Below are 26,221 nucleotides of genomic sequence, written 5' to 3'. Positions count from 1 at the left end.
CGAGCGCGGCTGTTTCGTGCGGCCCGGCGCACGGCCGGGCCGCGGACGATTCACGGTCGCAGTACCGACACCAGGAATTCGGTCTGGTCGTACACGGTCTTCTCGAAGACCTCGTCGAAATAGATATCGAAATGTCCTGCGGGATATCGCTTCACCACCGCGTGCTTGGTGCGTTCGGCGGCGCTCAGCGCCGATTTCACCGGCGCGACGGAGTCGTCGTCGCACAGTGCGTACAGCACCGGCATCTTCAGGGCCTTCGCGCGTCGCCCCGGCGCGTCGAACAGTGCGGAGAATGCCACGCGCGCGGCCACTTTCGGCTCGTAGGTCTCGCTCTCGTCGGTCAGTCTGCGGAAGCCGTCCGGCACGTCCGGCGCGCTCATCAGCGCCGCGGCCCGCTTGCGCCCGGCGAGCCGGATGCGGACCGGCTTACGCCGGATCGGCCCGAGCAGCAGGTCGGCGGCCGCGATGGTGGAGACCTTGATCAGGCTGATCGGCCCCTTCGCCAGCGCCGAGGACAGTCCGCTGGTGAACGGCACCTGCGCGACCACGGCAGCGATGTAGGCGTCGTCCGGCGCGACCGAGAGCACGTGCCCGCCGCCGAACGACGTGCCCCACAGCGCGATCCGGGTCGCATCGATGCCGCGCAGCGTGCGCGCGTACGCGATGGCGGCGTGCCAGTCTTCGCGTTGCCGCGCGATGCTCAGCAACTGGCGCGGCGTGCCCTGACTGGCGCCGAAATGCCGATAGTCGAATACCAGGACCGCCATCCCCGCGGCTGCGAAACGCCGCGCGTACCGATCCAGTCCCATTTCCCGATTGGCCCCCAGGCCGTGTCCCATCACCACTAGCGGGCGGGGTTTGGGTGCGCCGTCCGGGCGATATAGCCACGCCGCGCACTGTTCGCTTCCGGATGGGAAGCCGACCTCGACACGTTCCATGGCCACCAACCGTACCCAGTATCCTGGGACGGCGGACGAGTTGGTCGGGCGGCCGCGGCGCTGGGAACGGGCACGGTTGTGCTGCCGCCCGGCGCCGAGGAAAGTCCGGACTCCACAGAGCAGGGCGGTTGCTAACGGCAACCCGGGGTGACCCGCGGGAAAGTGCCACAGAAAACAGACCGCCCACGGCCTCCGGGCCGTGCGGTGAGGGTGAAACGGTGCGGTAAGAGCGCACCAGCGCCCCGGGTGACCGGGGCGGCTGGGTAAACCCCGCCCGGAGCAAGGTCGAAGGTCGCACCGTTCGCGGTGCGGCTGCGCAGGCGCTCGAGGGCTGCTCGCCCGAGCCTGCGGGTGGACCGCTCGAGGTACCCGGCGACGGAGTGCCCAGATGGATGGTCGCCTCCCGGCCCCAGGGCCGGGGACAGGATCCGGCTTACAGACCAACTCGTCCGCCCGCCCGCCGGGCGTGCTTCGCACGTGCGAAGCACGCCTGCGCAGAGCAGGGTCAGCACATGAGCTTGGCCATTTGATAGATCGCCTTGGCCTCTTCGGAGCTGGGCTGGGTGGCGCCGCCCGCGCGCTTGGTGATGTTCGCGACGACGTCGTCCTCCGATTTACCGGCTTTGATGTCCCCGCATGTCTCGGTCAGGATGCTCGCGATCTTCGCGTCGTCCTTGCCTTCGGACAGCTTGGGGAACGCGCCGCGGAAGCTGACGAGGAACGCGCCCGCCTTCACGCTGTCGACCTGCGCGGCGGCCTGCGCCGCCGTGGTGGTGGCCTGCGAGCCGGCATCGTTGGTCTTGTCGTCCCCGCAACCGGTGAGGAGCAGGGCGAGGAGGGTGGCGCCTGCCGCGAGCGCGGCCGTGGTTCTGGCCGCGAGCGCGGCGGTAGTTCTGGTCACGCAGCGGCATGCTAGCGGCCTGTAACCACCGTCGCCTCCCGTCAGGTGAACGGGAGGCGACGAGTAGTGGGAGAAAAGAATCGCGCGGTCAGATCGGGTTGATCACGAAAACCTGCGCCCAATAGGCGGCCTGCTCCGGGCCGAGCAGAGGCAACAGGTAGTCGAACAAAATCGATGACATAGGTATGGAGCTCCCAAATTGTCGACGTGCGGGACATTTCGAAGGCGCGGGCGAACCCGACGCCCGTCACGGCGGGCCACGTTAGCAGCGCGGGCGCGCTCGTGTCTCGGGGCGAGAATTTCCGCTGCCCGATTCGTGCGGAACTGGCCCTGATCGTGATCGACGTCATAAAGTAGTCGCCGTTGGCAAGGCCCGGCGCAGGGCAGCACCGGGCCATTCATACTTCGATCGCGGGAAAGCAGGTCTCAACACATATGCGAGTAGTTCGCTCCATGGTCGCAGGCGCATTGGTCGCAGGCGCCGCTTCGGTTTTCGCGGTGCTGGGTGCGGGTTCCGCAAGCGCCGTCGCGGTGACCCCGCTGCAAGGTGGAGTTCAGGTCGACCTGAGTCCCGCCGACACGGTGTGGGTGCACCAGAATCACGTCGGCCTGGCTCTCGCCGGGTTGCCGCATCCGTCCGCCGCCTCCTTCGGCGAGGCGCTGGACGCCGCGGCCGGGGTCTCGTCCTCGGTGCCCGGTGGCCGGGTCACCTTCACCGTCTACGGTCCGTTCGATCAGTTGAACGGCACCATGCTGGCGCTCCAGTAGGACCGGCGCCTCAGCGTGGAACTCCACCCGCGGATCGTGTCGGCGCCGGTCGATTTCGGCGCCATACGTTCCGAGTTCGGCCTGGCCTCGGCGTACCCCGCCGAGGCCAGCCTGGAAGCCCGCGACGCGGTGGACGCGTTCGCGGGCATCCGGGTCGATCGCACGGACATCCCGTTCGTGACGATCGACCCGCCCGGGGCCATGGATCTGGATCAGGCCCTGCACATCGAACGCACCTCCGGCGGTTTCATCGTGCATTACGCCATCGCCGATGTAGGCGCCGTGATCACCCCCGACGGCGCGCTGGCCGAAGAGTCCGGCGCCAGGGGACAGACCTTCTATCTTCCCGACGGCACCGTGCCGCTGCACCCGCCCGCCTTGTCGGAAGGCTCCGCGAGCCTGCTTCCCGAGCGGACGCGCCCGGCCGCGCTGTGGACCATCGAACTCGACGAGCAGGCCGAACCGGTGCGGTTCTCGGTGGTCCGTGCCCTGGTGCGCTCGCGGGCCCGGTTCGACTACTTCCGCGTGCAGGCCGACGCGGACTCCGGTCGGCTGCACCCCTCCATCGCGGCCCTGCCGGAATTCGGCACGCGGCGCATCGAGGCGGGGCTGGCGCGCGGCGCGATCGGGCTGCGGTTGCCCGCGCAAGCCGTGGTCGAGGACGAGCACGCCGACGGGCACTGGCGGCTGGTGGTGGAACCGCGCACCGCCGCCGACGACTGGAACGAACAGGTCTCGCTGCTGACGGGCATGTGCGCGGCGCGGATCATGCTGGACGCGGACGCGCCCGCCAGGGAGCGGGTCGCGCTGCTGCGCACCATGCCGCCACCGTCGGTATCCGCGATCGATTCGATGCGCCGCACCGCGGCGGCGCTGGGCGTGGCGTGGTCCGACGGCGAATCGGTCGGGCGGATGCTGGCCGGGCTGGATTCCGGCACGCCCGCGGCGCTGGTACTCATGTCCGAGGCGACAACCCTGCTGCGCGGCGCTTCCTACACCGTGGTCGACGGGGTGTTCGGGGAGCCGCCCGCGCCGGAAAATCTGCGGCACAGTGCGATCGGCGCCCCGTACGCGCATGTCACCGCCCCGCTGCGACGGTTGTCGGACCGGTTCACGACCGAGATCTGCCTGGCCAGGTGCGCGGGAACCGAGGTGCCGCGCTGGGTGCGCGAGGGGCTGGCGGGCGCGGCCGACGCCATGCGGCGCAGCGACAACGTCGCGGGCAAGATCGAACGGGCCTGTATCGACCTGACCGAGTCGAGCCTGCTGGCGCCGCGGACCGGCGCGGAGTTCGACGCCGTGGTGGTGCGCGAGGCCAACGGCAACCGGCCCGCCGTGGTCTTCGTCGCCGACCCGCCGGTGCTCGGGCCGTGCGTGGGGAAACCGCCGGAAGGCGAGACGGTGCGGGTCCGGCTGCTGTCGGCCGACCCGGTGGAGCGGAAAGTGTCGTTCGAGTACCCGGCGTGAACGGGTACGGCCGAGAGTCGCCGCGCCGCACCGAGGAGCGGGCACTCCGAGCCGACTATGGCACCGACCGGGAGGCCCCGCTCGTCGAGCCCGGCCACCGAAGCGGTGTTCGGTTCAGGGCTTGCCGCGACCGGCTTCGTGCGTCGCGAGTCCGACTCACCCGAACAGTGTGGCGGCGGTGGCCGGGTAGCGGCTCAGCTCGCGACCTGCCGCCGCGTCCTCCGCGGCCGCGAGAATCTCGTAGAGACCGGCATCCTCGCCCGCGGCGGCGGCCTCGGCCGCGTGGTGCAGGATCGCCTCGTGCGACTCCACCGCGTCCCGGTGATCGCCGAGCACGGTCTGGAGCTTCTTCGCGCGGCTGCCGCGCTCGGCGGCCTCGTCCCCGATCACCTGCTCCGCCGCCTCGCACGCGTACCGCAGCCGCTTGGCGCTCTTGCGGATATCGTGCAGCAACTCCACCCGGTGCAGCGGGTCGACGGTGGCCTCGGCGCGGACCAGGGACTGCACCCGGTCGAGGTCGCGCCGCAGCACCTCTCCGAAGACGTCCGTCGCGGACGCCGCGGCGCGGGAGTGGCGCAGCGGCGGATCGGTGCGCCAGCCGGCCAGTTCGTCGCGCAGCTCGCGGTAGCGCGCGCCGTCCAGCGCGGCCAGCACCTCGTCGTGCGCCGCACGATAGCGATCGCGCTCGCTGTCGACCAGACGCTCGGTGACGGCGTCGAGGCCGGCCCGTTCGGCATGCTCGGTGAGCAGTTCGGCGAACCGATCGGCGCGCACCTCCGCGTCTCGCGCCGCGCCGAGCAATCCGGCAAGCCACTTGAGTTCCGCGCCCATCGCGGCGGCGGGTTTCTTCGTGAGCAGTCGGCCGTAGGACCGCAACACGCTGCGCAGCCTGCGGGTGGCCACCCGCATCTGATGGACCGAATCCGGTGCGTCGGCGCGGACCTCGGGCTCGGCGGCCAAGAGCCGGTCGATGTCCTCGCGCAATGCGGCGACCAGTGCGTTCCCGGCTGTGACCACCGGGCGGACCGCTGCTTTCGCGAATCGGTCGGTCGCTTCGATCAGGTGGTGGGTGATGCCGGGCTCGCTCGCCGCGTGCCCGGCGTCGTCGACGATGTGCAGGACCGAGCCGGGCCAGGCGCGATGCAGATCCCACGCGCTGACCGCCGGGCAGACGATGTCGTGACGGCCCTGCACGATCACGGCGGGAATGTGGGTGATGGCGCCGATATCGCGCAGCAGCTGGCCCTCGTCGAGGAATCCGCCGTTGCGGAAGTAATGGTTCTCGATGCGCGCGAACGCGAGGGCGAATCGGGGATCGGACGTCTCGGCCACCCGATCCGGGTGCGGCAGCAGCGAACTCGTCGCGCCCTCCCAGCTGGACCAGGCGATCGCCGCCGTGCGGGCGAGCTGCTCGTCGGGTGCGTGCAGCAGGCGGTGGTAGACCTCGACCAGGTCCCCGTCGCGTTCGTCCTCGGGCACCGGCGCGAGGAACTTCTCCCACTCGTCCGGATAGACGTAGCCGGCAGCGCCGTTGTAGTACCAGTCGATTTCCTTGCGCCGCAACAGGAAGATCCCGCGCAGCACCATTTCGGTGACGCGGTCGGGATGCCGCTGCGCGTAGGCCAGCGCGAGCGTGGACCCCCACGAGCCGCCGAACACCTGCCAGCGATCGATGCCGAGATGTTCGCGCAACGCCTCGATATCGGAGATCAGATGGCCGGTGGTGTTGTACTCCAGACTCGCGCCGTCGGCCAGGTGCGGGGTGGATCGGCCGCACCCGCGCTGGTCGAACAGCACGATCCGATAGGCGGCCGGATCGAAGAACTGCCGATGGAACGGCGCGGTCCCGCCGCCGGGGCCACCGTGCAGGAACACCACCGGCTTGCCCTCCGGATTGCCGCTGACTTCCCAATACACCGACTGGCCGTCGCCGACCGCCAGCATGCCGGAGTCGTACGGCTCGATCGCGGGATAGCGGGTGCGCATCCGACCGCCCGGCTCAGAACGCCAGACCGGAGGCCAGATCCGGGATGCCGAGTGCCTCCACGGCCTGCTGACGCACGTCTGGGCAACTCTTGGTGGTGAGGCGGTCGACGATCGGCTTGTCGGCCAGCACCGCGCTGTTGATGCCGCCGTTGCGCAGCGCCCACTCGTGCACCAGGGCGTTCAGCCCGATCTTGCCCAGGGTGCCGCCCTGGATTCGCCAGTTGGACAGCTCCGGCCGGATCATGTCGCACAGCTGGGCCGCGGCCGCGTCGGAGATCTCCGGGGCCGTCGGCGTGACGCGGCCGGAGGTCGTGCCCGGCGCGCCGGTGGCCGACACCGTGGTCGAACTCGAGCTGCCGGTGGGGGCCGGGTCCGAGTCGCTGCCGCAAGCGGTCAACGCCCCGGCGGCGAGTACGCCCGCCACCAGCAGGGTGCTGCGTGAAATCCAACGGCTGTACGGCATGGGTACCTCTGGTCGTGTCGGCAATGTCGGCATCGAGTCTGCCATTGATTTCGGCGACCGGCCCGAACCGGCCGTTTTCGGTGGGAATAGGTCACTGGAAGTGCGCGCGGAGCTCGTCGAGCAGATCCTGGCGTACCCGATCGAAGGCCGGCTCGGCGCTTTCCACGGTCCGCCACGGATGCAGGGCGACCAATGGAGCCAGGCGGTCGGCTGCGGCGATCTCGGCCTCGGATACGTCCCCCACCTGTCGCCAGCGGGCGAAATACTCCGCGCGATAGGGACTGTTCAGCACGCGGTGGGACAGGAACGGGTGGGTGATCACGGCATCGCCCCAGTCGAAGAGCAGGCCGGGCCCTGCACCACGCGCGAAGACGTTGCCCGGGTGCAGATCGTTGTGCTCGATGCTGAGCAGACCGGACGCGGTCAGCACGGTGGCGGCCGCTTCGATGCCGCCGCCGAGCCCCGGCACGCGCGGCTCGAAATGGCGGTAGACGCTGATCAATTCGCCCGGCGGCAAGTACGGTGTGCCGGTGGCGCGCAAGTCTTCCACGTGCGTGCCGAGCGCGCGCTGGAGATCGGCATAGTGGCGGATCAAAGCGGGCCATCCTGCGTCGAAGCCGTCGGCGGTGGCGCCGCCGTCCGGGCTGAGCAGCCAGCCGTTGTCCGGGTGCACCGCGAGCGGTTCCAGCACGCTGCCGGGACGCAGGTGGGCCAGCAGACGCAACAGCGGTCCCTCGTGGACGAAGGCGCGCGCGTTGGCCTTCACCCACATCGGGCCGGCATCGGTGGGAACACGGGCGAGTAGCGACCACGCTCGCCGCTTGGTCTCCACCGCGATGCCGGTGACTTCGATGCCGTGGGCACGCAGGATGGTGCGCGCCCAGTTCACCAGGGGTTCCAGCGGTTGGCCGAGCAGCGTGCGGGGGGCGTGCGCTGCCCGGCCGGTGCCGGCCGGGGAATCGCCGGTCAGAAGCTGTGTTCCGGCCCGGGGAAGCTGCCCCGGCGCACTTCGTCGGCGTAGGCCGCGGCGGCGGCGCGCAATTCGTCGCCGACGTTGCCGAAGCGCTTGACGAACTTCGCGGTCTTGCCGCTGGTGTAGCCGGCCATGTCCTGCCAGACCAGCACCTGCGCGTCGGTGTCCGCGCCCGCGCCGATGCCGACGGTGGGAATGGTCAGTTTGCGGGTGACCTGTCCCGCCAGTTCGGCCGGGACCATCTCCATGACCACGGAGAACGCGCCCGCCTCCTGGACCGCGATGGCGTCGGCGATCAGTTGCTCGGCGCCGTCGCCGCGGCCCTGCACCCGGAATCCGCCCAGCGTGTTCACGCTCTGCGGGGTGAAGCCGATGTGCGCCATGACCGGGATGCCCGCCGCGGTGATGAGCGCGATCTGCTCGGCGACGCGCTCGCCGCCTTCCAGCTTCACCGCGTGCGCCCCGCCCTCCTTCATGAACCGGGTCGCGGTGGCCAGCGCCTGCTGCGGGGAGGACTCGTAGGTGCCGAACGGCAGGTCGGCCACCACCAGGGCGTGCGGCGCGCCGCGCACCACGCCGCGCACCAGCGGGATGAGTTCGTCCACGGTGATCGGCACGGTGGTGTCGTAGCCGTACACGACATTGGCCGCGGAGTCGCCCACCAGCAGCACGGGAATGCCTGCTTCTTCGAACAGCCGCGCCGAGGAATAGTCGTAGGCGGTCAGCATCGCCCAGCGTTCGCCGTCGGCTTTCATCTGCTGCAAGTGGTGCACCCGGGTCTTGCGCACGACCTTCTCGGTCTTGCCGGGCACCGCACCGTAGGCAGGGGTTTCCGAATCGGATACGGACATCATCGTCCCTTTCGTCTGTGTCGCCTCGGGGCCCGTCCGGGTCCCCGGGATTGTCTGACGAGAATCAGTGTGCCACTCGCCACCGAGGCGGATTAAGGCCGATGACCGGTGCAATTGGTCACAGCGCTCGTTGGTTCGCCCGGGGCGGTGCCCGCGGTGGCTCGATGGCAATATCGACAGCATGTCGACGGTGCGAAGTGGACGCGGTGCGTTCCCGGTGGCGGTGCTGGCCTCGGTCGCTGTCCTGATGTCGGGGTGCGCCGTCACCCGCACCGAATCGGGGCAGCCTACGACCGCGCCGCCCAGCGGCCTGGAGAAGTTCTACGGGCAGACGGTGCAGTGGGGCGACTGCGCCGGATTCGGCGGACCCGACGACCGGCTCCCGCCGAGCACCGAGTGCGCGCGGGTCACCGTGCCGGTGGACTACGCGGCGCCCGACGGGCCGACCGCGCAGATCGCGGTCTCCCGGATCCGGGCGACCGGGCGGCGGGTGGGTTCGCTGGTGATGAACCCGGGCGGACCGGGGGAGTCCGGCCTCGGCCTGTCGTCGCTGGGTAACAAGACGGAGTTGGCCGAGCGCTTCGACCGGGTCGGATTCGACCCGCGCGGTGTCGGCTCCTCCACGCCCGTGATCGTCTGCCAGACGCCGCAGGAGCAGGACGCCGAGCGCGCCGAGCCGGAGGAGGACTACACCCCGTCCGGTATCGCCGACGCGGAGGCCGACAACCGCCGGTACGCCGACCGTTGCGCCGAACGCACCGGAAAGGACTTCCTCGCCCATGTCGGCACCCGCGAGGTCGTCCAGGACCTCGACGTCATGCGCGCCGCGCTGGGCGACGCGAAGCTGACCTACGTGGGGTACTCCTACGGCACCAAGATCGGTTCGGCCTACGCGGAGAAGTTCCCCGACCGGGTGCGCGCGATGGTGCTGGACGGCGCCATCGACTCCTCCCAGGACCCGGTGCAGGAATCGCTGCGGCAGGCGGCGGGCTTCCAGAAGGTGTTCGACGCCTACGCCGCGGACTGCGCGCAGCAGCCGGACTGCCCGCTGGGCGCCGATCCGGCGCAGGCGGTGCCGCGGTTCCGCGCGCTGGTGAACCCGCTGTGGGACAAGCCCGCGCAGACCACCGATCCGCGCGGGCTGACCTACGGTGACGCGCTCACCGGCGTGCGCCAGGCGCTCTACACCGACGAGTTGTGGAAGGTGCTCACGCTGGGGCTGTCGGAGTTGCGCGACGGGCGCGGCGATACGTTGCTGGCGCTGGCCGACCTCTACGACGGCCGCCGCGACGACGGCAGCTACGCCAACACCACCGACGCGTTCAACGCGATTCGCTGCGTGGACGATCCGCGCGTCACCGATCGCGAGGTGACCGGGCGCCAGGACGCGCAATACCGTAAGGCCGCCCCGTTCCTGGACGACGGACGCGCCACCGGCGCCGCGCCGCTGGAGTTGTGCACCGCCTGGCCGGTGCCGAACACGAGTGAACCGCACCGCATCTCCGTGCCCGGGCTGCCGAAGATGGTGGTGGTCTCGACGACCGAGGATCCGGCGACGCCGTACCAGGCCGGAGTCGACCTGGCCGGGCAGCTGGGGGCCGCGCTGATCACCTACCAGGGCAACCGGCACACGGTGGCGCTGGCCGGCGGCGTGCCGTGCGTGGACGACGCGGTCATCGCCTATCTGGTCGACCTGACCGAACCCGCTCCCGGTCTCACCTGCTGAGCCGCGCGGGCGCGGTTGCTGGTCGGTGACATCGTCCGGCCCGGTCCGGAAAAACTCACAAACGGGACGATCCGGCTGTGCGGAGTCTTCCGAAAACGTCCAGGTCAGCAATCTTAAGCGTGTATGTAACACAGATTTAACGCCGGATGCTTACGCTCGCGGGCATGGATCGCCAGAAGGAATTCGTGCTGCGGACGCTCGAAGAGCGGGACATCCGCTTCGTACGTCTCTGGTTCACCGACGTCTTGGGTTACCTGAAGTCCGTCGCGATCGCGCCCGCCGAACTGGAAGGCGCGTTCGAAGAGGGTATCGGCTTCGACGGCTCGGCCATCGAGGGCTTCGCCCGGGTCTCCGAGGCCGACATGGTCGCCCGGCCCGATCCGTCGACCTTCCAGGTGCTGCCGTGGGCCACCAGCAAAGGCCACCAGCACTCCGCGCGCATGTTCTGCGACATCACCATGCCCGACGGCTCGCCGTCCTGGGCCGACCCGCGCCACGTGCTACGCCGCCAGCTGAACAAGGCGGGCGATGTCGGCTTCAGCTGCTACGTGCACCCCGAGATCGAGTTCTTCCTGCTGGAGAACGGTCCGCACGGGGGCGCGCCGGTGCCCGCCGACAGCGGCGGCTTCTTCGACCAGGCCGTGCACGATTCGGCGCCGAACTTCCGCCGCCACGCCATCGACGCGTTGGAGTCCATGGGCATCTCCGTGGAGTTCAGCCACCACGAGGGCGCTCCCGGCCAGCAGGAGATCGACCTGCGCTACGCCGACGCGCTGTCGATGGCCGACAACGTGATGACCTTCCGCTACCTGATCAAGGAAGTGGCCATCGACGAGGGTGTGCGCGCCACTTTCATGCCCAAGCCGTTCGCCCAGTACCCCGGCTCGGCGATGCACACGCACATGAGCCTGTTCGAGGGCGAGACCAACGCCTTCCACGACCCCGACGATCCGCAGAACCTGTCGGAGACGGCGCGCGCGTTCATCGCGGGCATCCTCGAGCACGCCTCGGAGATCAGCGCGGTCACCAACCAGTGGGTGAATTCCTACAAGCGCCTCATCCACGGCGGCGAGGCCCCCACCGCGGCCTCGTGGGGCCGGTCCAACCGCTCCGCGCTGGTGCGCGTGCCGATGTACACGCCGAACAAGTCGTCCTCGCGCCGTGTGGAGATCCGCAGTCCTGATTCCGCGTGCAACCCCTACCTGACTTTCGCCGTGCTGCTCGCGGCCGGTCTGCGGGGCATCGAGAAGGGCTACACGCTGCCGCCGGAGGCGGAGGACGACGTGTTCGCGCTGACCGTCGCGGAGCGGCGCGCGATGGGCTTCCGCGAGCTGCCCGGCACGCTGGACGAGGCGCTGCAGGCGATGGAGCGCTCCGAACTGGTCGCCGAGACCCTCGGTGAGCACGTGTTCGACTTCTTCCTGCGCAACAAGCGCCGGGAGTGGGCGGATTACCGCAGTCAGGTCACCCCGTTCGAGCTCAAGGAATACCTGGGGTTGTGATCCGGGCGATGTCCGGGGGCGGCGTGCCCCCGGTCGCGGCCATGTAATTTGAGAACCATGGTCCGGCCCCCGTCTGCGCGCTCCGCCGTCCCCGGTGTCGGCCGGCTCGGATTGCTCGAGCCGTCCGCCGCCGCGTCGCTGCGCGAATTGGGCTGGGACAACGTCGAGAGCATTCCCGTGTTGTGGGCACTGTCCCGCGCACCGGACGCCGACCTCGCGTTGAGCACGCTGATGCGGTTGCGCGAGAGCATCGCCGACGGCTGGGACGCCATCGATTCGGCGATCCGCACCGATAGCTCCCTGCGGGGCAGGCTGTTCGCGCTGCTCGGCTCGTCCAGCGCGCTGGGCGATCATCTCGTGGCGGCCCCGTCGGCGTGGGAGGTCTTGCGTCGCAAGGAGTTACCCGACCGCGACGAACTGATCGCCGACCTGCTCGCGGTGGTCGAGGCCGAGCCCGCTCGAGGACCCCGCGCAGCCGAGGCAGCGTCGCAGCGCGACTCGATCGGGGGTGGCGCTCGGGAGGCGGGCGAGCTGCTGTTTCGCGCCGGGCTCTCGGGACCCGACGTGGTGGCGTCGTTGCGCAAGCGGTACCGCGACCAGTTGATGCTGCTGGCCGCGTTGGATCTGGCGGCAACGGTGGAGAACGAGCCCGTGCTGCCCTACCAGGTGGTGGGCCGTCACCTCACCGACCTGGCCGATGCCGCCCTGACCGCGGCGCTGGCGGTCGCGGTGGCGCGAGTTTGCAAGGACGAGCCGGTGCCGGTGCGGTTGGGCGTGATCGCGATGGGCAAGTGCGGCGCGCGCGAGCTGAACTATGTCAGCGACGTCGACGTGGTGTTCGTCGCCGAGCCCGCCGACGCTACCGCCACGCGCTTGGCCGCGGAGATGATGAGCGTCGCGAGCCAGGCGTTCTTCGAGGTCGACGCGGCGCTGCGGCCGGAGGGCAAAGCCGGTGCCCTGGTGCGAACGCTGGATTCGCACATCGCCTACTACAAGCGGTGGGCCCGCACCTGGGAGTTCCAGGCGCTGTTGAAGAACCGTCCGGCGACGGGTGATCTCGCGCTCGGCGAGCAGTACCGCGCCGCGCTGATGCCGATGGTGTGGTCGGCGTCGGAGCGCCCCGATTTCGTCGCCGACGTCCAGGCGATGCGCAGGCGCGTGGAAGATCTGGTGCCCGCCGATCTGCGCGAACGCGAACTCAAGCTCGGGCGCGGCAGCCTCCGGGACGTCGAGTTCGCCGTGCAGCTACTGCAATTGGTGCACGGGCGGGTGGACGAGACACTGCACGTGCAGGGCACCGTCGAGGCGCTCGGCGCGCTGGCCGCGGGCGGATACGTCGGCCGCGACGACGCGGCCAATCTCACCGCGTCCTACGAATTCCTGCGGTTGCTGGAACACCGGCTGCAACTCCAGCGGCTGCGTCGCACCCATACGCTGCCCGCCGCCGACGACGAGGAGGGCATGCGCTGGCTGGCCCGCGCCGCGCACATCCGCCCCGACGGCAGGCAGAACGCGGTGGGCGTGCTGGACAGCGAGATCCGCCGGAACGCGGTGCGCGTGCGGCGATTACACGCCAAGTTGTTCTACCGTCCGCTGCTGGAATCGGTGGCGCGACTGGACTCCGATGCGCTGCGCCTGAGTCCAGAGGCCGCCATCCGGCAGCTGGCCGCGCTCGGCTACGCGGCGCCCGAACACGCCCTCGGCCACCTCAAGGCCTTGACCGGCGGCGTGTCTCGCAAAGGTCGCATCCAAGCCCTGTTGCTGCCGACGCTGCTCGAATGGCTCGGCGACACACCGAATCCCGATGCGGGCCTGCTGGCCTACCGCCGCGTGTCGGAGGGGCTGGCCGATCAGATCTGGTTCCTGCGCGAACTACGCGACGAGGGCGCGATCGCGCAGCGGCTCATGATCGTGCTCGGCTCCTCGGAGTATCTGCCCGATCTGCTGATCAACGCGCCCGAGACGATCCGGATGTACGCCGACGGGCCCGGTGGTCCGCTGCTGCTGGGCCCGCAGCCCGAGGAGGTGGCTCGCGGCATCCTCACCGCCGCCGCTCGCTACGACGACCCGAAACGCGCGGTAGCCGCTGCGCGTTCGCTGCGCAGGCACGAACTCGCGCGGGTGGCGTCGGCCGATCTGCTCGGCATGCTCGAAGTGCCGCAGGTGTGCCGGGCGTTGTCGTCGGTGTGGGTCGCGGTGCTCGAGGCGTCGTTGCTCGCGGTGATCCGGGCGAGTGAGGCGGAGCGGGGTGCGCCAGCGCCCGCCGACATCGCGGTGATCGGCATGGGCAGGCTCGGCGGCATGGAGCTCGGCTACGGCTCGGACGCGGACGTGCTGTTCGTCTGCGCCCCGAGGCCGGGGGAGGACGAGACCAAGGCCGTCAAATGGGCGACCGGGGTTGCCGACCGGGTGCAGCAGCTGCTCGGGGCGCCGAGCACCGACCCGCCGCTGCACGTGGACGCCGGGTTGCGTCCGGAGGGGCGCAGCGGCGCGCTGGTGCGCACGTTGGCCGCCTACGCCGCGTACTACGAGCAGTGGGCGCAGCCCTGGGAGGTGCAGGCGCTGCTGCGCGCCAACCAGGTGGCCGGTGACGAGGAACTCGGGGTGCGATTCCTGCATGTCATCGACAAGGTGCGGTACCCGGCGGGCGGTGTGTCGGTCGAGGCGGTGCGCGAGATCCGCCGGATCAAGGCCAGGGTGGACGCCGAGCGGCTGCCCCGCGGCGCCGATCCGGCCACGCACACCAAGCTGGGACGCGGGGGGCTGGCCGACATCGAGTGGACGGTCCAGCTCGTGCAGCTGCGGCATGCCCACGAGGTGCCCGGCCTGCACAACACCTCCACGCTGGAAGCGCTGGACGTGATCGAGCAGACCGGCCTGCTGGACGGGCAGGACGTGGCGTTGCTGCGCGACGCGTGGCTGACCGCCACCAACGCCCGCAACGCCTTGGTGCTGGTGCGCGGCAAGCCGACCGATCAGCTTCCGGGGCCCGGCCGCCTTTTATCCGCCGTCGCACGCGTCGCGGGGTGGCCCAACGACGACGGCAGCGAATTCCTCGATCACTACATGCGCGTCACCCGGCGCGCCAAAGCCGTCGTCGAACGAGTCTTCGGCGCGTAAGCGCGTACCGCGCGGGCTCTCACTCGTCCGGTGTCACGAACCGAGGGTGAGGCCGGTGCGGGCCGCGCGTTGTTCGCCCCAGTCGTAGAGCGCGGTGAGGACAGGCACGAGAGTGTGGCCTTCGTCGGTGAGGGTGTATTCGACCTGCGGCGGAACCGTGTCGAAGACGGTACGCCGGACCAGGCCGTCGGCTTCCAGTTCGCGCAACTGCTGGACCAGCATCTTCTCGCTGGTCGTCGGCATCCGCCTGCGCAGCTCGCCGTAGCGGTGCACGCCCTCCTTCAGATGGGCGAGGATCACCGGCTTCCACTTGCCGCCGATCAGGTCGACGGTCACCTCCACGGCGCAGTGGTAGCGCTTGTCGGGCACGTGTCCTCCGGGTACTCACTGAAAAGTGCGTTCTTGTAACACTGTAATCATCGCGATTCCATGGATGCCGTTCAGCGGAACCATCACGGACATGGAGTGAAAATTCATGAAGGTCATCGTTTTCGACCGATTCAAGCCCGGCGTCACACTGGAGACGATCAACCCCTATCTGCCCGAGGAGGTCGCCAACGTGTGGCGGCTGTGGAAGGCGGGCATCGTCCGGGAGAACTACGCCCGCGCCGACGAGCCCGGCGTGGTCATCGTCTTCGAGGTCGACAGCGTCGAGGAGGCGCGCAAGTACGTCGCGGACTTCCCACTGACCAAGGCCGGGTACCTGGAGTGGACCTTCGTGCCGGTGCAGGCGCCGTTGCCGCTGGAGGCGCTGATGGACCCGGCCGTCGACGTCGCCGAGCCCTACGACCGGACCGCGTGAGCATGCGACACGCCTTCGGCCTGAGCATCCCGGGGACCGTACCCGAGGCCTGCGATCCCGCGCGGATGGCGCTGCTCATCTACGACATGCAGGTCGGCATCGTGCGGCAGATACCGGACGGCGAGAAGATCGTGCGCGCTTGCGTGCGACTGCGCGACGCCGCGCGGGCGGGCGGTTTCCGCGTCTTCTACACCCGGCACATGTCGCTGCCGGTCGCGGCCTCGGGCGTCGCCCAGTTGCGCACCGCCATGTCCTGGCAGCGCGTGGACGACCCCGCCGAGCTGCGCTCCAGCTTCCCGCAGGGCTCCGCGCAGTTCCAGCTGGTACCCGAGCTGACGCCCGGCCCGGACGAGGTGGTGTTCGACAAGATCACCATGTCGGCGTTCGCGGCGACCCCGCTGGATTTCGCGCTGCGCGACTGCGGCATCGACACCTACGCCGTGGCGGGCATCGCCATGGAGGTCGGCATCGAGCCGACCGTCCGGCACAGCCTCGATCTGGGTTATCTGCCGATCGTCGTCACCGACGCGTGCGGTGCCGGGCATCGGGAAGCGGCCGAAAGATCGTTCGCCACATTGCGATTCGCGGGTGGCTCGCTCACAACGGACACCGCTGTACTCATCGAGTCCATGAGTCGGTCCTCCCGCTGACGCCGTCGAACCGTTGCGCGCCGCCCACCGGTCCAGGTATGTGGCCGTAAGCTCGCTCGCCAGGTCGCATTTAGGCTCATCGATACCTGTGGGCGAGGCCGCCTTGCGGCGGGGTGCTCGCAGCACCGGTCAAGGATTGGAAACGGTCGACGAACCGGCGGATCGCCCACCGGTCCTCGTCACCGAGCCCGTTCGCGGCCGTGACGGTGACCATGGTGCCGGAGTCGATCCGCAGGACGTCCCAGGCCACCGGCAGGACGGGCGCGTGCACACTGCGCCCGTTACCGCTGACCGTGATGGACGAACGGCAGACACCCGGAATCCAGGCCAGCTCTTGGGCGATCTCGGCCGTGAGCGGCCCCTGCGCGGGAAATTCCTCGACGTACATCCTCGACCTCGTCACGTCGCCGACGGTGGTGAGCCAGTGTAGCCGGGCCGGAATCCGCTCGGACCACACCGAACGCTCACCTGCGCTCCATCGCGTCTTCGCGGATCTTGCCTAGGCTCGACCACATGCGTGAATGGATGGGCCGGGTATTGCTCGGTGTGGGGTGGTGCGCTGTCGCTGCGGGCGCCGTCGGACTCGTGCTGCATTTCGGCGCGTGGCAGCGGCGCGGGCTGGTGCTGCTCGCCTCGGGGGCGACGTACTTGATGATCGGCGCCATCGCGGGTGTGGTGCTGCTGCTGATCGCGCGCGGGTGGCGCAGTGCGGCCGTCGCCGGGGTGCTGGCGGCGGCCGCACTGTGGACGCTGGTGCCCGCGTTCGTACCGGAAGGGCGGGCCGCGAACGGGCCGCAGCTCACCGTCATGCAGTCGAATCTGCTGTTCGGCGGCGCCGATCCGGCCGCCGTGGTGCGCGCGGTGCGGGACAACCACGTCGACGTGCTGACGGTCGACGAACTGACCGGTGCCGCGGTCGAGCGGCTGGCGGACGCCGGCCTGCTCGGCGAATTGCCCTATCACTACACCGAGCCCACCCGCGACGGCGGTGGCGGCACTGGCATCTACAGCCGATACCCGCTGCGCGACAACCGAAAGTACGACGGCTACATCCTCAACAATGTCTCCGCGACGATGGATCACCCCGAGCGCGGGCCGATCACCGTCTTCGCGTTCCATCCCGTCCCGCCGCCGTTCGATTTCCCGGCGTGGCAAGCGGAAATGCGCAGAACCCGCGAAATCCTCGACGCGCACCGAGGTCCCGCCATCGTGGGCGCCGACTTCAACGCGACTCGCGACCACGCTGCCTATCGTGACCTCCTGCGCGGCCGCTTCGCCTCGGCCGCCGACCAGACCGGCGCAGGCCTGCTGCCCACCTTTCCCGAGGACCGCGTCTGGGGCCCGGTGATCGGCATCGATCACATCCTCTTGGCCGACGCCGCCGCCGAGGAGTTGCGGACGCTCTCCATCCCCGGCTCGGATCATCGAGCGCTGGTCTCTCGCATCCGCCTGCACTGAACGGGAGTTCGCACTCACCTGCGCGAAGACGTTGCGCGCCTTGCGAAGCCGACGGCAATCGTGGCCGCGATGATGCGCGAAGCCGGTTCGCGGCGATTACGATGTGAGCGCTCGGCGGGCCCGAGACGCGGTACTCGGGGAGGCGAGTTCGATGACGAAGAACAGGCGATTCGGCGCGGTGGCCGTGCTCGCGGTGGTGACCGCCGTGCTCGCCGGTTGCGCAGCGGAAACGAACGATCATGCGGCGCGGCATGTCTCGACGCCGGCCGACACCTGGGAGCTGGCCGGATCCATGACGGCTTCCGGCCCGAACGGCCCGCGCAAGGGCGTGGCGGACGCGCCGCTCACGGCGGTGAACGGCGACGGCGGCGCCATGGACAAGCTGGCCCTCAATGCCATCGCCGACGTTCAGGACTTCTGGGCGACCGAGTACCCCGAGTACTTCCCCGGCACGTTCGAGCCGGTGATCAAGTACATCTCCTGGGACGCCAAGGCGCCGAAGGTCCAGTCGGTCGAGTTCTGCAAGTCCGACACCTACCAGGTGGTGAACGCCGCCTATTGCGGCGGCGACCACACCATCGGCTGGGATCGGGGCGTCCTGCTGCCGAAACTGGTGCAGAAATACGGTGAGATGGCGGTGGTGATGGTGCTGGCCCACGAGTACGGGCACGCCATTCAAGGGCAGGCGAAGCTGGCGGGTCTGCTCACCCCGCCGCTCGTGCAGGAACAGCAGGCCGATTGCCTCGCCGGTGTGTTCCTGCGCCACGTGGCCGAAGGGAATTCGGCGCACTTCGCGCTCAACACCACCGACGGCCTCAACGCCGTGCTCGGCGCTACGGTGGCCGTGCGCGACCGGGACCCGAACGATCCGGAGAACGTGCACGGCTCGGCCTTCGAGCGGGTGACCGCGGTGCAGATCGGCTATACCGACGGCGCCGACGGATGCAAGAAGATCTCCAGGAAGGAGATCGCGCAGCGCCGCGGCAATCTGCCCACCACCTTCGAGCCCGGCGAGGAGCAGGCCCAGCTCCCGGTGGATGCCGCCGCGCTGACCAGTCTCAGCCAGGCGCTGACCGAGATCTTCCCGGTTACGCGGCCGCCGCAATTCGACTACTCCGGTGTCGGTCGTGGCTGCTCGGACGTCACCGTCACCCGGCCGGTGTCGTACTGCCCTGCCGCCAACCGGATCGGCACCGACGTCCCCGCCCTCGCCCGCCGCGGCGGACCGATGGCGGGCGACGACCCGCTGTCGGCGGTGGTGGACGGCGACTACAACGCGTTCGTCGTCTTCGTGTCGCGGTATGTGCTCGCGGTGCAACAGGATCGAAAGCTGTCGCTGACCGGCGCGGAGACGGCCGGTCTGCGCACCGCCTGCCTCAGCGGCGTGGTGACCACCATGCTGAGCCGGCCGGGCAGCGATCCGCACCTGTCCGCGGGCGATCTGGACGAAGCGGTCTCCGGCCTGCTCGCCGACGGCGCGGCGGCCGCCGATGTGAACGGCAAGGTCGTGCCGAGCGGCTACCAGCGGCTGGAAGCTTTCCGCACCGGCGTCCTGGACGGCGAGAGCGCCTGCCTGGCCCGGTTCCGGTAGGCGCTACACCGGCAGCGACCGCAGCGAGCTGAGCGTGCCCGCCAGCGCGCGGGCCGCCTCGGCGCCCTTGGTCAGGAAGTGCTCGGTGAAGTACGTGACGTGCTCGCTGTGCTCGTGGAAGTGGTGCGGGGTGAGCACGACCGAGAACACCGGCACGTCGGTGTCCAGCTGCACTCGCATCAGCCCGTTGATCACCGCCGACGCCACGAAGTCGTGCCGGTAGATGCCGCCGTCCACCACCAGCGCGGACGCGACGATCGCCGCGTACCGGCCGGAGTGCGCGAGGCGCTTGGCGTGCAGCGGGATCTCGAAGGCGCCCGGCACCTCGTAGACGTCGATGCCCGCGGGATCGAAACCGAGGTCGGTGTATTCGGTGCGGAAGCCCTCGTAGGCCTTGCCGACGATCGAGCTGTGCCAGCTGGCGCGGATGAACGCGATGGATCCGGTTGTACTCATGTCGAGATACTACTTTCCGGTAAGGTGCGCTTCCAGCCAGCCGACCACGTCGTCGAGGACCTTCTGCTGCTCGGGCTCGTTGAACACCTCGTGGTAGAGGCCCTCGTAGCGGATCACCGTGAGATCGGTCGACCCCGCGCCGCGCTCGATGAGATCGGAGCTGGACGGCGCGGCGATCGCGTCGGCGGTGCCGTGCAGCACCAGCACCGGCACGGTGAGCCGCGCCAGTCGCTGCTTGACCGTATCCGTCGCGCTCAGCATCTCCGCGCCGGTGCGGGCGGGCAGCTTGCCCCGGTAGACCAGCGGATCGCTGTCGTAGGCCGTGACCACCGCAGGGTCGCGGCTGATCTGCGACGAATCCAGCTTCAGCACACCCAGATTCGGAGTGAACCGGCTCAACACCGGTGCCAGCGCGCGCTGCACCGGATTGCCCACCGGGATGTCCAGCGGCGGTGCGGACAGCACGATGCCCGCGACGTCGATCGGCTCGCGGGTGGCCAGAGACAGGGTGATCAGGCTGCCCATCGAGTGCGCGACCACGAAGCGCGGCACGCCGGGCTGCTCACGGCTCGCGATGGCCAGCATGGCGGCGACGTTGTCGGCGGCAGCCGCCATGGAGCCGATGTTGGCCTTGCCGCCCGCGGACTTCCCGTGCCCGATGTGGTCGAGGGCGTAGACCGCGAAACCCGCGCCGACCAGCCGCCGGCCGACGTGGGTGTAGCGGCCGGAATGCTCGGCCACGCCGTGCACCAAGACGATCACGCCCCGCGCGGCGCCCTCCGGCAGCCACGCGCGCCAGGCGACCGTGCCGTCTGCTCCGTCGAACTCACCGGACTCGGTGCGGATCGCGGGCGGCTCGGTGGGCGTGGCGTCGCCCGCCGTCGGCTTGGTCGTCATGCCTCGGCTCCTGACGTTTCTGGCGCGCCGACCGTCGCGAAATGCTCGATCAGCCGCCGGTTGAACTCGATGAGTCGAGCGTAGTTGACGCGGGAGAGGCGCTCGTCGGTTCCGTGGATCGAGGCCAGGTCGCCCGCCTCCAGCACGATCGGCGCGAAATTGCACCGGGTGCCCGCCAGGTCGTCGTAGTGCCTGGAGTCGGTCGCGCCGGGAACGATGCCGGTGGTCACCGCGATACCCGGGACGACGACACGGGCGATACCGGCGATCAGCTCGAAGGCGGGGCCGGGCCCCGTGATTCGCGACGGCTCCGACGACATGCCGATCAGCTCGAAACCGATTCCTTTGTCGCGCACCACTTTCCGGCAGTGCGCGAGCACCGAGGCGACCGTGTCGCCGGGCAGGATGCGGAAGTTCACCATGGCCTCGGCCCGCTGGGGCAGCACGTTCGCCCGCACGCCGCCGCGGATCACCGTCGGCGCCGTGGTGGTGCGCACCATCGCCTCGGTCTGTGGCCTGGCCGCCATCACCCGGGTGATCACCGGCGCGGCGACGCCCGCCAGGCCGAGCAGGCGCCGCCGCGGGCCCGGCATGACCTGGCGCATCCTGGCCAGCATGTCCGCGATCACCGGGGTCAGGCGCAGTGGCATCGGATTGTCCTGGATGCGGGCAACGGCCCGCGCGATCCGGCCGACCGCCGTCTGCTTGCCCGGCATGGACGAATGCCCGCCCACCTCGGTGACCGACAACCGCACCGTCGCGTAGCCCTTCTCACCCAGCATGATCGTCGCCACCGGCTGGCGCACGCCGTCGACGATGCCCGAGGTGATCACCCCGCCCTCGTCCAGCAGCAGATCCGCGCGCACGCCCGCCTCTCGCAGGTGGCCGGCCATCCGCTCGGCGCCGTCGCCGCCGAAGACCTCCTCGTCGTGCCCGAACGCCAGGTACACGGTGTGCCGGGGCCGCAGGCCCGCGGCGAGCGCGGACTCGACCGCCTCCAGGATGGCCAACACCCGGCTCTTGTCGTCGATCGCGCCACGGCCCCAGATGTATTCGTCGTCGACCACGCCGGCGAACGGCGGGTGGGTCCAGCGCTCGAGGTCGTCCACCGGCACCACGTCCTGGTGCGCGAGCAGGATGGCGGCCACCCGGTCCGGTTCGACGCCCGGCCAGCGGTAGAGCCTGCTGTGCGCGAACTGTCGCAGTTCGAGTTCGGCGTGCACCCGGGGGAAGGATGCCCGCAGGTGCGCGTCGAGGCGTTCGAACGCCGCGGTGTCGGCGTCACGCGGGTCGTCGGTGGACACCGTCGCGCATCGCAGCGCGGCGGCGAGGCGTTCGGCGGTCAGGTCGTCGACCGGTTCCGTCATCGGTCACCGGTGCGGTCGGGCAGATTCATGGACACCGTTGCATTGTTCAACATGCTCGGGTCCAGGGCGATCGTCTTCTCGTTTCGCCACTTCACGATGCCTTCGGTGAGCCCACCCGGCAGATCGGGACGGCGCGTTCCGGTCAGCAGGGGCAGTTCGATGCGCGCCGACGTCACCGTGACGGAGGCGAAGGCGGGGGAGTGCGACCACACGTCGTCGACCACGTCGGTGACCCGCACGCCGATCCGGTGACCGGCCGCGATCGGCCAATCCTGAGCCAGCAGGCGGACCTCGGCGACGTCGCGGACGGGTGCGATCCCGCGGGTGATCACGGTCGCGCGCAGGTCGGGTGCGATGTCGTAGATCTCGACCGCGACCGTCGCGCTCGCCGGGCCGCTCAGCCGCAGGGTGGCGGTGGGGATGCCGGACAGATGCTGGTCCCCGGTCAGCGGCGCGGAGACCGACCAGAGTTCCCGGTCGTGCCCGGGGATCAGGCCCCGGTCGGTGTACTCGCCGGTTCGCAGTTCGACCGGGACTCGCCGCGCGTCGGCGGGCGGCCACGCGGTCTCCGCGCGCCAGCGGCCGTCGAATTGGCCGACGGTGATCCGCGGTCCGGGAACCACTACGTCACGACCCGCGACGTGCTTGTCGAAGAACGCGAGCAGCTCGGTGTCGAAGTGGGGTGTGCCGCATTTGTCGTGGCAGGTGCGGTGTCCCCACTCACCGAACCAGGCCCGGTGCTCGCCGGGCCCGAGGCCGTTCCACAAGTCGAACACGCGGTAGGCCCGGGTGTTGTAGTCGACGAAGCCCTGACCGAGGAACAGCGGGATCGTGTTGCCGCGCAGTCGCGCGACGAGGTCGCGGTCGCGCCAGAAGGCGGTGTCCGGATTGTGGTCGCCGATCTCGGCCAGGTACTGCCGATAGCACTGCCAGGGCAATTGCGTCGCGTTCGCCTGGTATTCGCCGGAGTCCTCCGGGCGCGGTGGGGTCGACGCGATGAGCAGGTGCTCCAGCCCCGCGAAGTCGGCGGGGCGCACACCGCTCTCGGTGATCGGCTTGCCGGAGAACTTCCACGAGACGCCCTGCATGTACAGGTAGGAGTACGGGTCGACGACCGGCTCGAACGCGCCCACGGCGGCGAGGCCCTCAGGGGCCATGGCGGAGCCCATGAGACCGGTCCAGGCTTCGTACGACGTGCCGAACAACCCGACCTTCCCCGTGGACCAAGGCTGACCCGCCGCCCACTCCACTGCGGCGGCGACATCCGCGCGTTCCCCGGGGCCGCCGAAGTCCGGGCAGCCGTCGGAGCCGCCGAACCCGCGCAGGTCGACGATGACGTAGGTGTAGCCCGCGTTCAGGAACAGTTCGGCGGTGAGATTGTCGGTGGACGGGCCCCCGGTCAGGCGCGGCTCACTCAGGTACGCCAGGTGCGCGCGGTACGGGCTGACGGTGAGGATGACGGGTGTGCGGGTGTCGTCGGAGACACCGGCCGGTCGCAGGATGTCCGCGTGCAGCCGGGTGCCGTCCTTGCCGTCGATGAACGTCTGCTTCCACTGATAGGGCACCGGCAGCGGCTCGGCGGCGGCGGTCACCGGGGTGAACGCCGCCAGCAGCAACAGCAGGCCGCACACGGCACGCGGCAGGACGGCTCGTTCGGTCACCATAGGACTATCGAGTTTGCCGGGACAGTCGTCCAGCCCCCGGAACCGGGGTATCGCGGCGGGTGCGCTCGCGCCGAGCGGTGGCGCAGACGTTCGCCGGCGGGGCAAGGCCGCATGACTCATCCTGATCGGCGGTCGCCCGGGTGCGGTGTGAGCGGTGTGCGGCACGCCGTGGATCGTCTTCGGCTTCACGGTCGCCCGGGGGCGCATCCCCGCCCTCGGTGACGATCTTCATTCTCGGCTCCGGCGGCGTCGCGGACCTGCTGCACGCGCCGAGCACCCGAGCGGGCATGACCGAGCTGGGATATCCGGCCCACGTGATGGCCATTCTGGGATTCTGGAAATTCTCGGCGCGATGGCGATTGCGGCACCGCGTTTTCCGCTGGTGAAGGAATGAGCCTAGGCCGGAACGTTTTTCGACCTTGCCGGTAAATGCGTCTCGCATATGGCGCACGGATCGGCGGTCGTCCATCTTTTCTACACGGCAAGCTTCGCGCTCTGCGCGGTCGCGTCCTGGGCGTTGCGCCCGGCGAGCCACCCGCTGAGCGCGCCGGTGTTCCGCCGATATGGGCAGGTCACCCGGGTGGGAGAGGCGCCACGTGCTTCGGCGGCCGCGGGATGGTGTAGCCCGGCTATGGCGAACGGCTATGGTTCGGCCCAACACGCCGGTGGCGCAATGTAATCCATCTGGTGTCCGACGGGTGCGGCGTATGATCGGGCCGTTGTCGATACCCGGGGGGAAGAATGAGCGAGCCGGCTGCGGCGGACTGGGAACGGTTCGTGCAAGCGCTGGCGCACTGTCTCTCGGAGTTGCCCTCGCGGGCGACCCTGATCATCGCCGCCCCCGGAAATCGCTATGTCCAATTTGTCCAATACGACATCAAATTGTCCGCTGAACTGGCCGGCGATCACTACCTGAGCGATCCCATACCGGAGACCGCCGCGCAGGAGTTGCGTGCACTGGGCTGGCACGAGCCCGCGGTGCGGCGCGACGCGGACAACTGGACCAGGATCCTCTTCTGGCCCATCTCGCCGAACGGCCTGCTCGAGTTCGCCCGCTCGGTTGCGGTCGGCCTGCGCGACGCCCTCGGCGTGGCGACCCCCGTCGAGTTGCGCGCGATGGGCTGGACCGAGGCCTCGGGCGACCTGGATCTCACGGTGCTCGGCCCGATCGCCCGGCGCGGGTAGAACCGACCAGGCCGCTGTCCCACGGCAAAGCCGCGACTACCTGGGCACTATCCTGAGAGACATGGCAGCAGGCAAGCCCACCAAGGAAGCGAAGGCCGCGGCGAAAGCGGCCCGCAAGCAGCAGTCGAGAGAACGCCGCAAACAGCTGTGGCAGGCGTTCCAGATGCAGCGCAAGGAAGACAAGCTGCTGCTGCCGCTGATGATCGGCGCCTTGGTCGGCATCACCGCCGTCTTCGTCGTGATCGGCCTCGTCTTCGGGCTGACCTGGTTCCTGGTTCCGCTGGGCGTGGTGCTGGGGGCGCTGGTGGCGTTCATCATCTTCGGCAGGCGGGTGCAGAAGAGCGTCTACCGCAAGGCCGAGGGCCAGGCGGGCGCCGCGGCCTGGGTGCTGGACAACCTCCAGGGCAAGTGGCGGGTGAGCAACGGCATCGCCGCCACCACCCAGTTGGACGCGGTGCACCGGGTGATCGGCCTGCCCGGCGTGGTGCTGGTCGCAGAAGGCTCCCCGCAACGGGTCAAGTCGCTGCTCGCCCAGGAGAAGAAGCGCACCGCCCGGCTGATCGGCGATACCCCGATCTACGACGTCGTCATCGGGAACGACGAGGGCCAGGTTCCGCTCAAGGACCTGCAGCGCTACCTCACCAAGCTGCCGCGCAACATCGACACCAAGCGGATGGACCTCATCGAAGGCCGGTTGTCCGCCCTCAGCGCGCGCGGCGGGCCCGCCCTGCCGAAGGGGCCGATGCCCGCGGGCGCCAAGATGCGCGGCGTGCAGCGGACCATTCGCCGCCGCTGATCCTGCTCGGTCGAAAGGCCCGCGTCCGAGGACGCGGGCCTTTCGTCTGTCAACGTTTCGCGAAGACGCGGCTCGAGTCGTGGCCGGTTCGCGCTACCGAGCGACCCGGCGTTCAGCGCGCATGCACCAGCGCGGTGCCGGTCGCTCGGTCGTGCATGCCGCGCCCGTCGGCGTCGGTGAACAGCGCGGGCACCACGAACAGCAGCAAAACCTGCCTGGCCAGCGCTCGGACGAACCCGACCGGCGCGTCCGCGTCGATGCGCACCGTCCGCAACCGCAGGAAATACTGCCCCGGCGTGAACCCGAACAGCGTGACCGCGCCGACGCCGATGACGAACCAGATGAGCAACGTCACACTCGACGCCGAACTGCCGCGGACGATCAGCGCCGCGATGCCGAGCGCGATCATCCAGTCCACGAACAGGGCGGCGATGCGGCGCCCCATACCTGCCAGCGAGCCCGCCCCGGTCTTCGGCAGCCCGAGTTCCGCACCGGGGAACTCGGGGGTTGCCGGGCCGCCGGAGTCGGCCGGAGGTCCGGAGAGCCAGGAGCCGGTGATGCGTGCCATGCCCCCCAGAATAGGCGCGGACGGACCTGTGCCCGGGATCGCATAAGCGGAGTTCAGCGTCGGCGAGCATGTCGGCGGAGGCCGGACTACCA

The 26,221-nt window shown here is 69.8% G+C and carries 25 protein-coding genes, 1 other RNA gene and 1 pseudogene; 13 read left to right on the top strand and 14 right to left on the bottom strand.

The genetic code is table 11. The features are described from left to right. Nucleotides 1-50: 50 nt before the first annotated feature. The gene (locus ACGF7Y_RS29785; RefSeq protein WP_393239504.1) at nt 51-938 is read right to left on the bottom strand and encodes an alpha/beta hydrolase; all 888 of its coding nucleotides are present in this window, start codon (nt 936-938) and stop codon (nt 51-53) included. Nucleotides 939-974: 36 nt separating this feature from the next. Here ACGF7Y_RS29785 and rnpB point away from each other — a divergent pair. Then, an RNA gene (gene rnpB, locus ACGF7Y_RS29780) (RNase P RNA component class A) lies at nt 975-1,390 on the top strand. A 53-nt stretch (nt 1,391-1,443) separates the two neighbouring features. On the opposite strand, the gene ACGF7Y_RS29775 is transcribed toward rnpB, so the two are convergent. Continuing rightward, entirely contained in the window at nt 1,444-1,839 is a 396-nt protein-coding gene (locus ACGF7Y_RS29775) for a hypothetical protein (RefSeq protein WP_393239502.1), read from the bottom strand. A 453-nt stretch (nt 1,840-2,292) separates the two neighbouring features. On the opposite strand from ACGF7Y_RS29775, the gene ACGF7Y_RS29770 reads away from it, so the two are divergent. Both ACGF7Y_RS29770 and ACGF7Y_RS29765 read left to right on the top strand, forming a co-directional pair. Continuing rightward, complete coding sequence (locus ACGF7Y_RS29770) at nt 2,293-2,607, top strand: hypothetical protein (RefSeq protein WP_245660131.1); 315 nt, start codon at nt 2,293-2,295, stop codon at nt 2,605-2,607. Between the two features lie 15 nt (nt 2,608-2,622). Beyond that, nucleotides 2,623-4,074, top strand: a complete 1,452-nt coding sequence (locus ACGF7Y_RS29765; protein WP_393239499.1) for an RNB domain-containing ribonuclease — start codon at nt 2,623-2,625, stop codon at nt 4,072-4,074. A 156-nt stretch (nt 4,075-4,230) separates the two neighbouring features. Here ACGF7Y_RS29765 and ACGF7Y_RS29760 read toward each other — a convergent pair whose 3' ends face one another. From ACGF7Y_RS29760 to panB, 5 genes and pseudogenes are all read right to left on the bottom strand, one after another. Continuing rightward, nucleotides 4,231-5,091, bottom strand: a complete 861-nt coding sequence (locus tag ACGF7Y_RS29760; protein ID WP_393239710.1) for a CHAD domain-containing protein — start codon at nt 5,089-5,091, stop codon at nt 4,231-4,233. 21 nt (nt 5,092-5,112) lie between these two features. Then, nucleotides 5,113-6,060: pseudogene (pip, locus tag ACGF7Y_RS29755) on the bottom strand (prolyl aminopeptidase); the annotation flags it as partial. Nucleotides 6,061-6,073: 13 nt separating this feature from the next. Beyond that, on the bottom strand, nt 6,074-6,523 hold the full coding sequence (locus tag ACGF7Y_RS29750) for a hypothetical protein (RefSeq protein WP_393239496.1): 450 nt from the start codon (nt 6,521-6,523) through the stop codon (nt 6,074-6,076). A 91-nt stretch (nt 6,524-6,614) separates the two neighbouring features. After that, nucleotides 6,615-7,412, bottom strand: coding sequence for a phosphotransferase (locus ACGF7Y_RS29745; RefSeq protein WP_393239493.1), 798 nt, complete (start codon nt 7,410-7,412; stop codon nt 6,615-6,617). A gap of 77 nt (nt 7,413-7,489) precedes the next feature. Further along, on the bottom strand, nt 7,490-8,347 hold the full coding sequence (gene panB, locus ACGF7Y_RS29740) for a 3-methyl-2-oxobutanoate hydroxymethyltransferase (protein ID WP_357126856.1): 858 nt from the start codon (nt 8,345-8,347) through the stop codon (nt 7,490-7,492). Nucleotides 8,348-8,528: 181 nt separating this feature from the next. Here panB and ACGF7Y_RS29735 point away from each other — a divergent pair, with 181 nt between their 5' ends. From ACGF7Y_RS29735 to ACGF7Y_RS29725, 3 genes are all read left to right on the top strand, one after another. After that, complete coding sequence (locus ACGF7Y_RS29735) at nt 8,529-10,073, top strand: alpha/beta hydrolase (protein ID WP_393239491.1); 1,545 nt, start codon at nt 8,529-8,531, stop codon at nt 10,071-10,073. Nucleotides 10,074-10,237: 164 nt separating this feature from the next. Beyond that, entirely contained in the window at nt 10,238-11,575 is a 1,338-nt protein-coding gene (locus ACGF7Y_RS29730) for a glutamine synthetase family protein (RefSeq protein ID WP_393239489.1), read from the top strand. A gap of 57 nt (nt 11,576-11,632) precedes the next feature. Then, nucleotides 11,633-14,695 (top strand): bifunctional [glutamine synthetase] adenylyltransferase/[glutamine synthetase]-adenylyl-L-tyrosine phosphorylase, encoded by a 3,063-nt coding sequence (locus ACGF7Y_RS29725; RefSeq protein WP_393239487.1) that lies wholly within the window; start codon nt 11,633-11,635, stop codon nt 14,693-14,695. A gap of 33 nt (nt 14,696-14,728) precedes the next feature. On the opposite strand, the gene ACGF7Y_RS29720 is transcribed toward ACGF7Y_RS29725, so the two are convergent. Further along, the gene (locus ACGF7Y_RS29720; RefSeq protein ID WP_393239484.1) at nt 14,729-15,064 is read right to left on the bottom strand and encodes a winged helix-turn-helix transcriptional regulator; all 336 of its coding nucleotides are present in this window, start codon (nt 15,062-15,064) and stop codon (nt 14,729-14,731) included. 106 nt (nt 15,065-15,170) lie between these two features. Here ACGF7Y_RS29720 and ACGF7Y_RS29715 point away from each other — a divergent pair, with 106 nt between their 5' ends. Together ACGF7Y_RS29715 and ACGF7Y_RS29710 are read left to right on the top strand one after the other, a co-directional pair. Further along, nucleotides 15,171-15,497 (top strand): hypothetical protein, encoded by a 327-nt coding sequence (locus ACGF7Y_RS29715; protein WP_040865768.1) that lies wholly within the window; start codon nt 15,171-15,173, stop codon nt 15,495-15,497. 2 nt (nt 15,498-15,499) lie between these two features. Further along, on the top strand, nt 15,500-16,147 hold the full coding sequence (locus tag ACGF7Y_RS29710; RefSeq protein ID WP_393239705.1) for a cysteine hydrolase: 648 nt from the start codon (nt 15,500-15,502) through the stop codon (nt 16,145-16,147). Nucleotides 16,148-16,223: 76 nt separating this feature from the next. Here the strand turns inward: ACGF7Y_RS29710 and ACGF7Y_RS29705 are convergent, their stop codons facing one another. Then, nucleotides 16,224-16,550: a hypothetical protein gene (locus tag ACGF7Y_RS29705; protein ID WP_393239481.1), complete on the bottom strand. Its 327-nt coding sequence runs from the start codon at nt 16,548-16,550 to the stop codon at nt 16,224-16,226. Between the two features lie 110 nt (nt 16,551-16,660). Between ACGF7Y_RS29705 and ACGF7Y_RS29700 the strand changes: the two genes are divergently transcribed. Both ACGF7Y_RS29700 and ACGF7Y_RS29695 read left to right on the top strand, forming a co-directional pair. Further along, nucleotides 16,661-17,605, top strand: a complete 945-nt coding sequence (locus ACGF7Y_RS29700) for an endonuclease/exonuclease/phosphatase family protein (protein ID WP_393239478.1) — start codon at nt 16,661-16,663, stop codon at nt 17,603-17,605. A gap of 151 nt (nt 17,606-17,756) precedes the next feature. Beyond that, on the top strand, nt 17,757-19,196 hold the full coding sequence (locus ACGF7Y_RS29695) for a metallopeptidase (RefSeq protein WP_393239475.1): 1,440 nt from the start codon (nt 17,757-17,759) through the stop codon (nt 19,194-19,196). A gap of 3 nt (nt 19,197-19,199) precedes the next feature. Here ACGF7Y_RS29695 and ACGF7Y_RS29690 read toward each other — a convergent pair whose 3' ends face one another. Genes ACGF7Y_RS29690 through ACGF7Y_RS29675 form a run of 4 tightly spaced genes read right to left on the bottom strand, consistent with a single transcriptional unit; the run spans nt 19,200 to nt 23,580 of the window. After that, on the bottom strand, nt 19,200-19,652 hold the full coding sequence (locus ACGF7Y_RS29690) for a 6,7-dimethyl-8-ribityllumazine synthase (RefSeq protein ID WP_393239472.1): 453 nt from the start codon (nt 19,650-19,652) through the stop codon (nt 19,200-19,202). 9 nt (nt 19,653-19,661) lie between these two features. Continuing rightward, nucleotides 19,662-20,549 carry an alpha/beta hydrolase gene (locus tag ACGF7Y_RS29685; protein WP_393239470.1) on the bottom strand — a complete coding sequence of 296 codons (888 nt, stop codon included), beginning with the start codon at nt 20,547-20,549 and terminating at the stop codon, nt 19,662-19,664. Next, complete coding sequence (locus ACGF7Y_RS29680; RefSeq protein WP_393239467.1) at nt 20,546-21,916, bottom strand: M20 family peptidase; 1,371 nt, start codon at nt 21,914-21,916, stop codon at nt 20,546-20,548. The genes ACGF7Y_RS29685 and ACGF7Y_RS29680 overlap by 4 nt, the downstream gene beginning before the upstream one ends. Further along, entirely contained in the window at nt 21,913-23,580 is a 1,668-nt protein-coding gene (locus tag ACGF7Y_RS29675; RefSeq protein ID WP_393239464.1) for a CocE/NonD family hydrolase, read from the bottom strand. The genes ACGF7Y_RS29680 and ACGF7Y_RS29675 overlap by 4 nt, the downstream gene beginning before the upstream one ends. A gap of 218 nt (nt 23,581-23,798) precedes the next feature. Here ACGF7Y_RS29675 and ACGF7Y_RS29670 point away from each other — a divergent pair, with 218 nt between their 5' ends. From ACGF7Y_RS29670 to ACGF7Y_RS29660, 3 genes are all read left to right on the top strand, one after another. Continuing rightward, on the top strand, nt 23,799-23,966 hold the full coding sequence (locus ACGF7Y_RS29670; protein ID WP_393239461.1) for a DoxX family protein: 168 nt from the start codon (nt 23,799-23,801) through the stop codon (nt 23,964-23,966). 355 nt (nt 23,967-24,321) lie between these two features. After that, nucleotides 24,322-24,765: a hypothetical protein gene (locus ACGF7Y_RS29665; RefSeq protein WP_393239458.1), complete on the top strand. Its 444-nt coding sequence runs from the start codon at nt 24,322-24,324 to the stop codon at nt 24,763-24,765. A 61-nt stretch (nt 24,766-24,826) separates the two neighbouring features. After that, complete coding sequence (locus ACGF7Y_RS29660; protein ID WP_063049043.1) at nt 24,827-25,561, top strand: DUF4191 domain-containing protein; 735 nt, start codon at nt 24,827-24,829, stop codon at nt 25,559-25,561. Nucleotides 25,562-25,673: 112 nt separating this feature from the next. On the opposite strand, the gene ACGF7Y_RS29655 is transcribed toward ACGF7Y_RS29660, so the two are convergent. Beyond that, nucleotides 25,674-26,129: an RDD family protein gene (locus ACGF7Y_RS29655; RefSeq protein WP_393239455.1), complete on the bottom strand. Its 456-nt coding sequence runs from the start codon at nt 26,127-26,129 to the stop codon at nt 25,674-25,676. Between the last annotated feature and the right edge of the window lie 92 nt (nt 26,130-26,221).

The organism is Nocardia sp. NPDC047654, from assembly GCF_043205035.1.
In the GTDB taxonomy this organism is placed as follows: Bacteria; Actinomycetota; Actinomycetes; order Mycobacteriales; family Mycobacteriaceae; genus Nocardia.
The sequence above is the reverse complement of the archived record's forward strand: the minus strand, read 5'-3'. Positions and strand labels throughout refer to the sequence as shown.

Coding starts and splice junctions, on each gene's coding strand:
- ACGF7Y_RS29655 (WP_393239455.1), bottom strand. CDS start 26,129: ATGGCACGCATCACCGGCTCCTGGCTCTCCGGACCTCCGGCCGACTCC.
- ACGF7Y_RS29715 (WP_040865768.1), top strand. CDS start 15,171: ATGAAGGTCATCGTTTTCGACCGATTCAAGCCCGGCGTCACACTGGAG.
- ACGF7Y_RS29690 (WP_393239472.1), bottom strand. CDS start 19,652: ATGAGTACAACCGGATCCATCGCGTTCATCCGCGCCAGCTGGCACAGC.
- ACGF7Y_RS29665 (WP_393239458.1), top strand. CDS start 24,322: ATGAGCGAGCCGGCTGCGGCGGACTGGGAACGGTTCGTGCAAGCGCTG.
- ACGF7Y_RS29785 (WP_393239504.1), bottom strand. CDS start 938: ATGGAACGTGTCGAGGTCGGCTTCCCATCCGGAAGCGAACAGTGCGCG.
- ACGF7Y_RS29735 (WP_393239491.1), top strand. CDS start 8,529: ATGTCGACGGTGCGAAGTGGACGCGGTGCGTTCCCGGTGGCGGTGCTG.
- ACGF7Y_RS29675 (WP_393239464.1), bottom strand. CDS start 23,580: ATGGTGACCGAACGAGCCGTCCTGCCGCGTGCCGTGTGCGGCCTGCTG.
- ACGF7Y_RS29725 (WP_393239487.1), top strand. CDS start 11,633: ATGGTCCGGCCCCCGTCTGCGCGCTCCGCCGTCCCCGGTGTCGGCCGG.
- ACGF7Y_RS29685 (WP_393239470.1), bottom strand. CDS start 20,549: ATGACGACCAAGCCGACGGCGGGCGACGCCACGCCCACCGAGCCGCCC.
- ACGF7Y_RS29680 (WP_393239467.1), bottom strand. CDS start 21,916: ATGACGGAACCGGTCGACGACCTGACCGCCGAACGCCTCGCCGCCGCG.
- ACGF7Y_RS29700 (WP_393239478.1), top strand. CDS start 16,661: ATGCGTGAATGGATGGGCCGGGTATTGCTCGGTGTGGGGTGGTGCGCT.
- ACGF7Y_RS29770 (WP_245660131.1), top strand. CDS start 2,293: ATGGTCGCAGGCGCATTGGTCGCAGGCGCCGCTTCGGTTTTCGCGGTG.
- ACGF7Y_RS29695 (WP_393239475.1), top strand. CDS start 17,757: ATGACGAAGAACAGGCGATTCGGCGCGGTGGCCGTGCTCGCGGTGGTG.
- ACGF7Y_RS29730 (WP_393239489.1), top strand. CDS start 10,238: ATGGATCGCCAGAAGGAATTCGTGCTGCGGACGCTCGAAGAGCGGGAC.
- ACGF7Y_RS29710 (WP_393239705.1), top strand. CDS start 15,500: ATGCGACACGCCTTCGGCCTGAGCATCCCGGGGACCGTACCCGAGGCC.
- ACGF7Y_RS29660 (WP_063049043.1), top strand. CDS start 24,827: ATGGCAGCAGGCAAGCCCACCAAGGAAGCGAAGGCCGCGGCGAAAGCG.
- ACGF7Y_RS29750 (WP_393239496.1), bottom strand. CDS start 6,523: ATGCCGTACAGCCGTTGGATTTCACGCAGCACCCTGCTGGTGGCGGGC.
- panB (WP_357126856.1), bottom strand. CDS start 8,347: ATGTCCGTATCCGATTCGGAAACCCCTGCCTACGGTGCGGTGCCCGGC.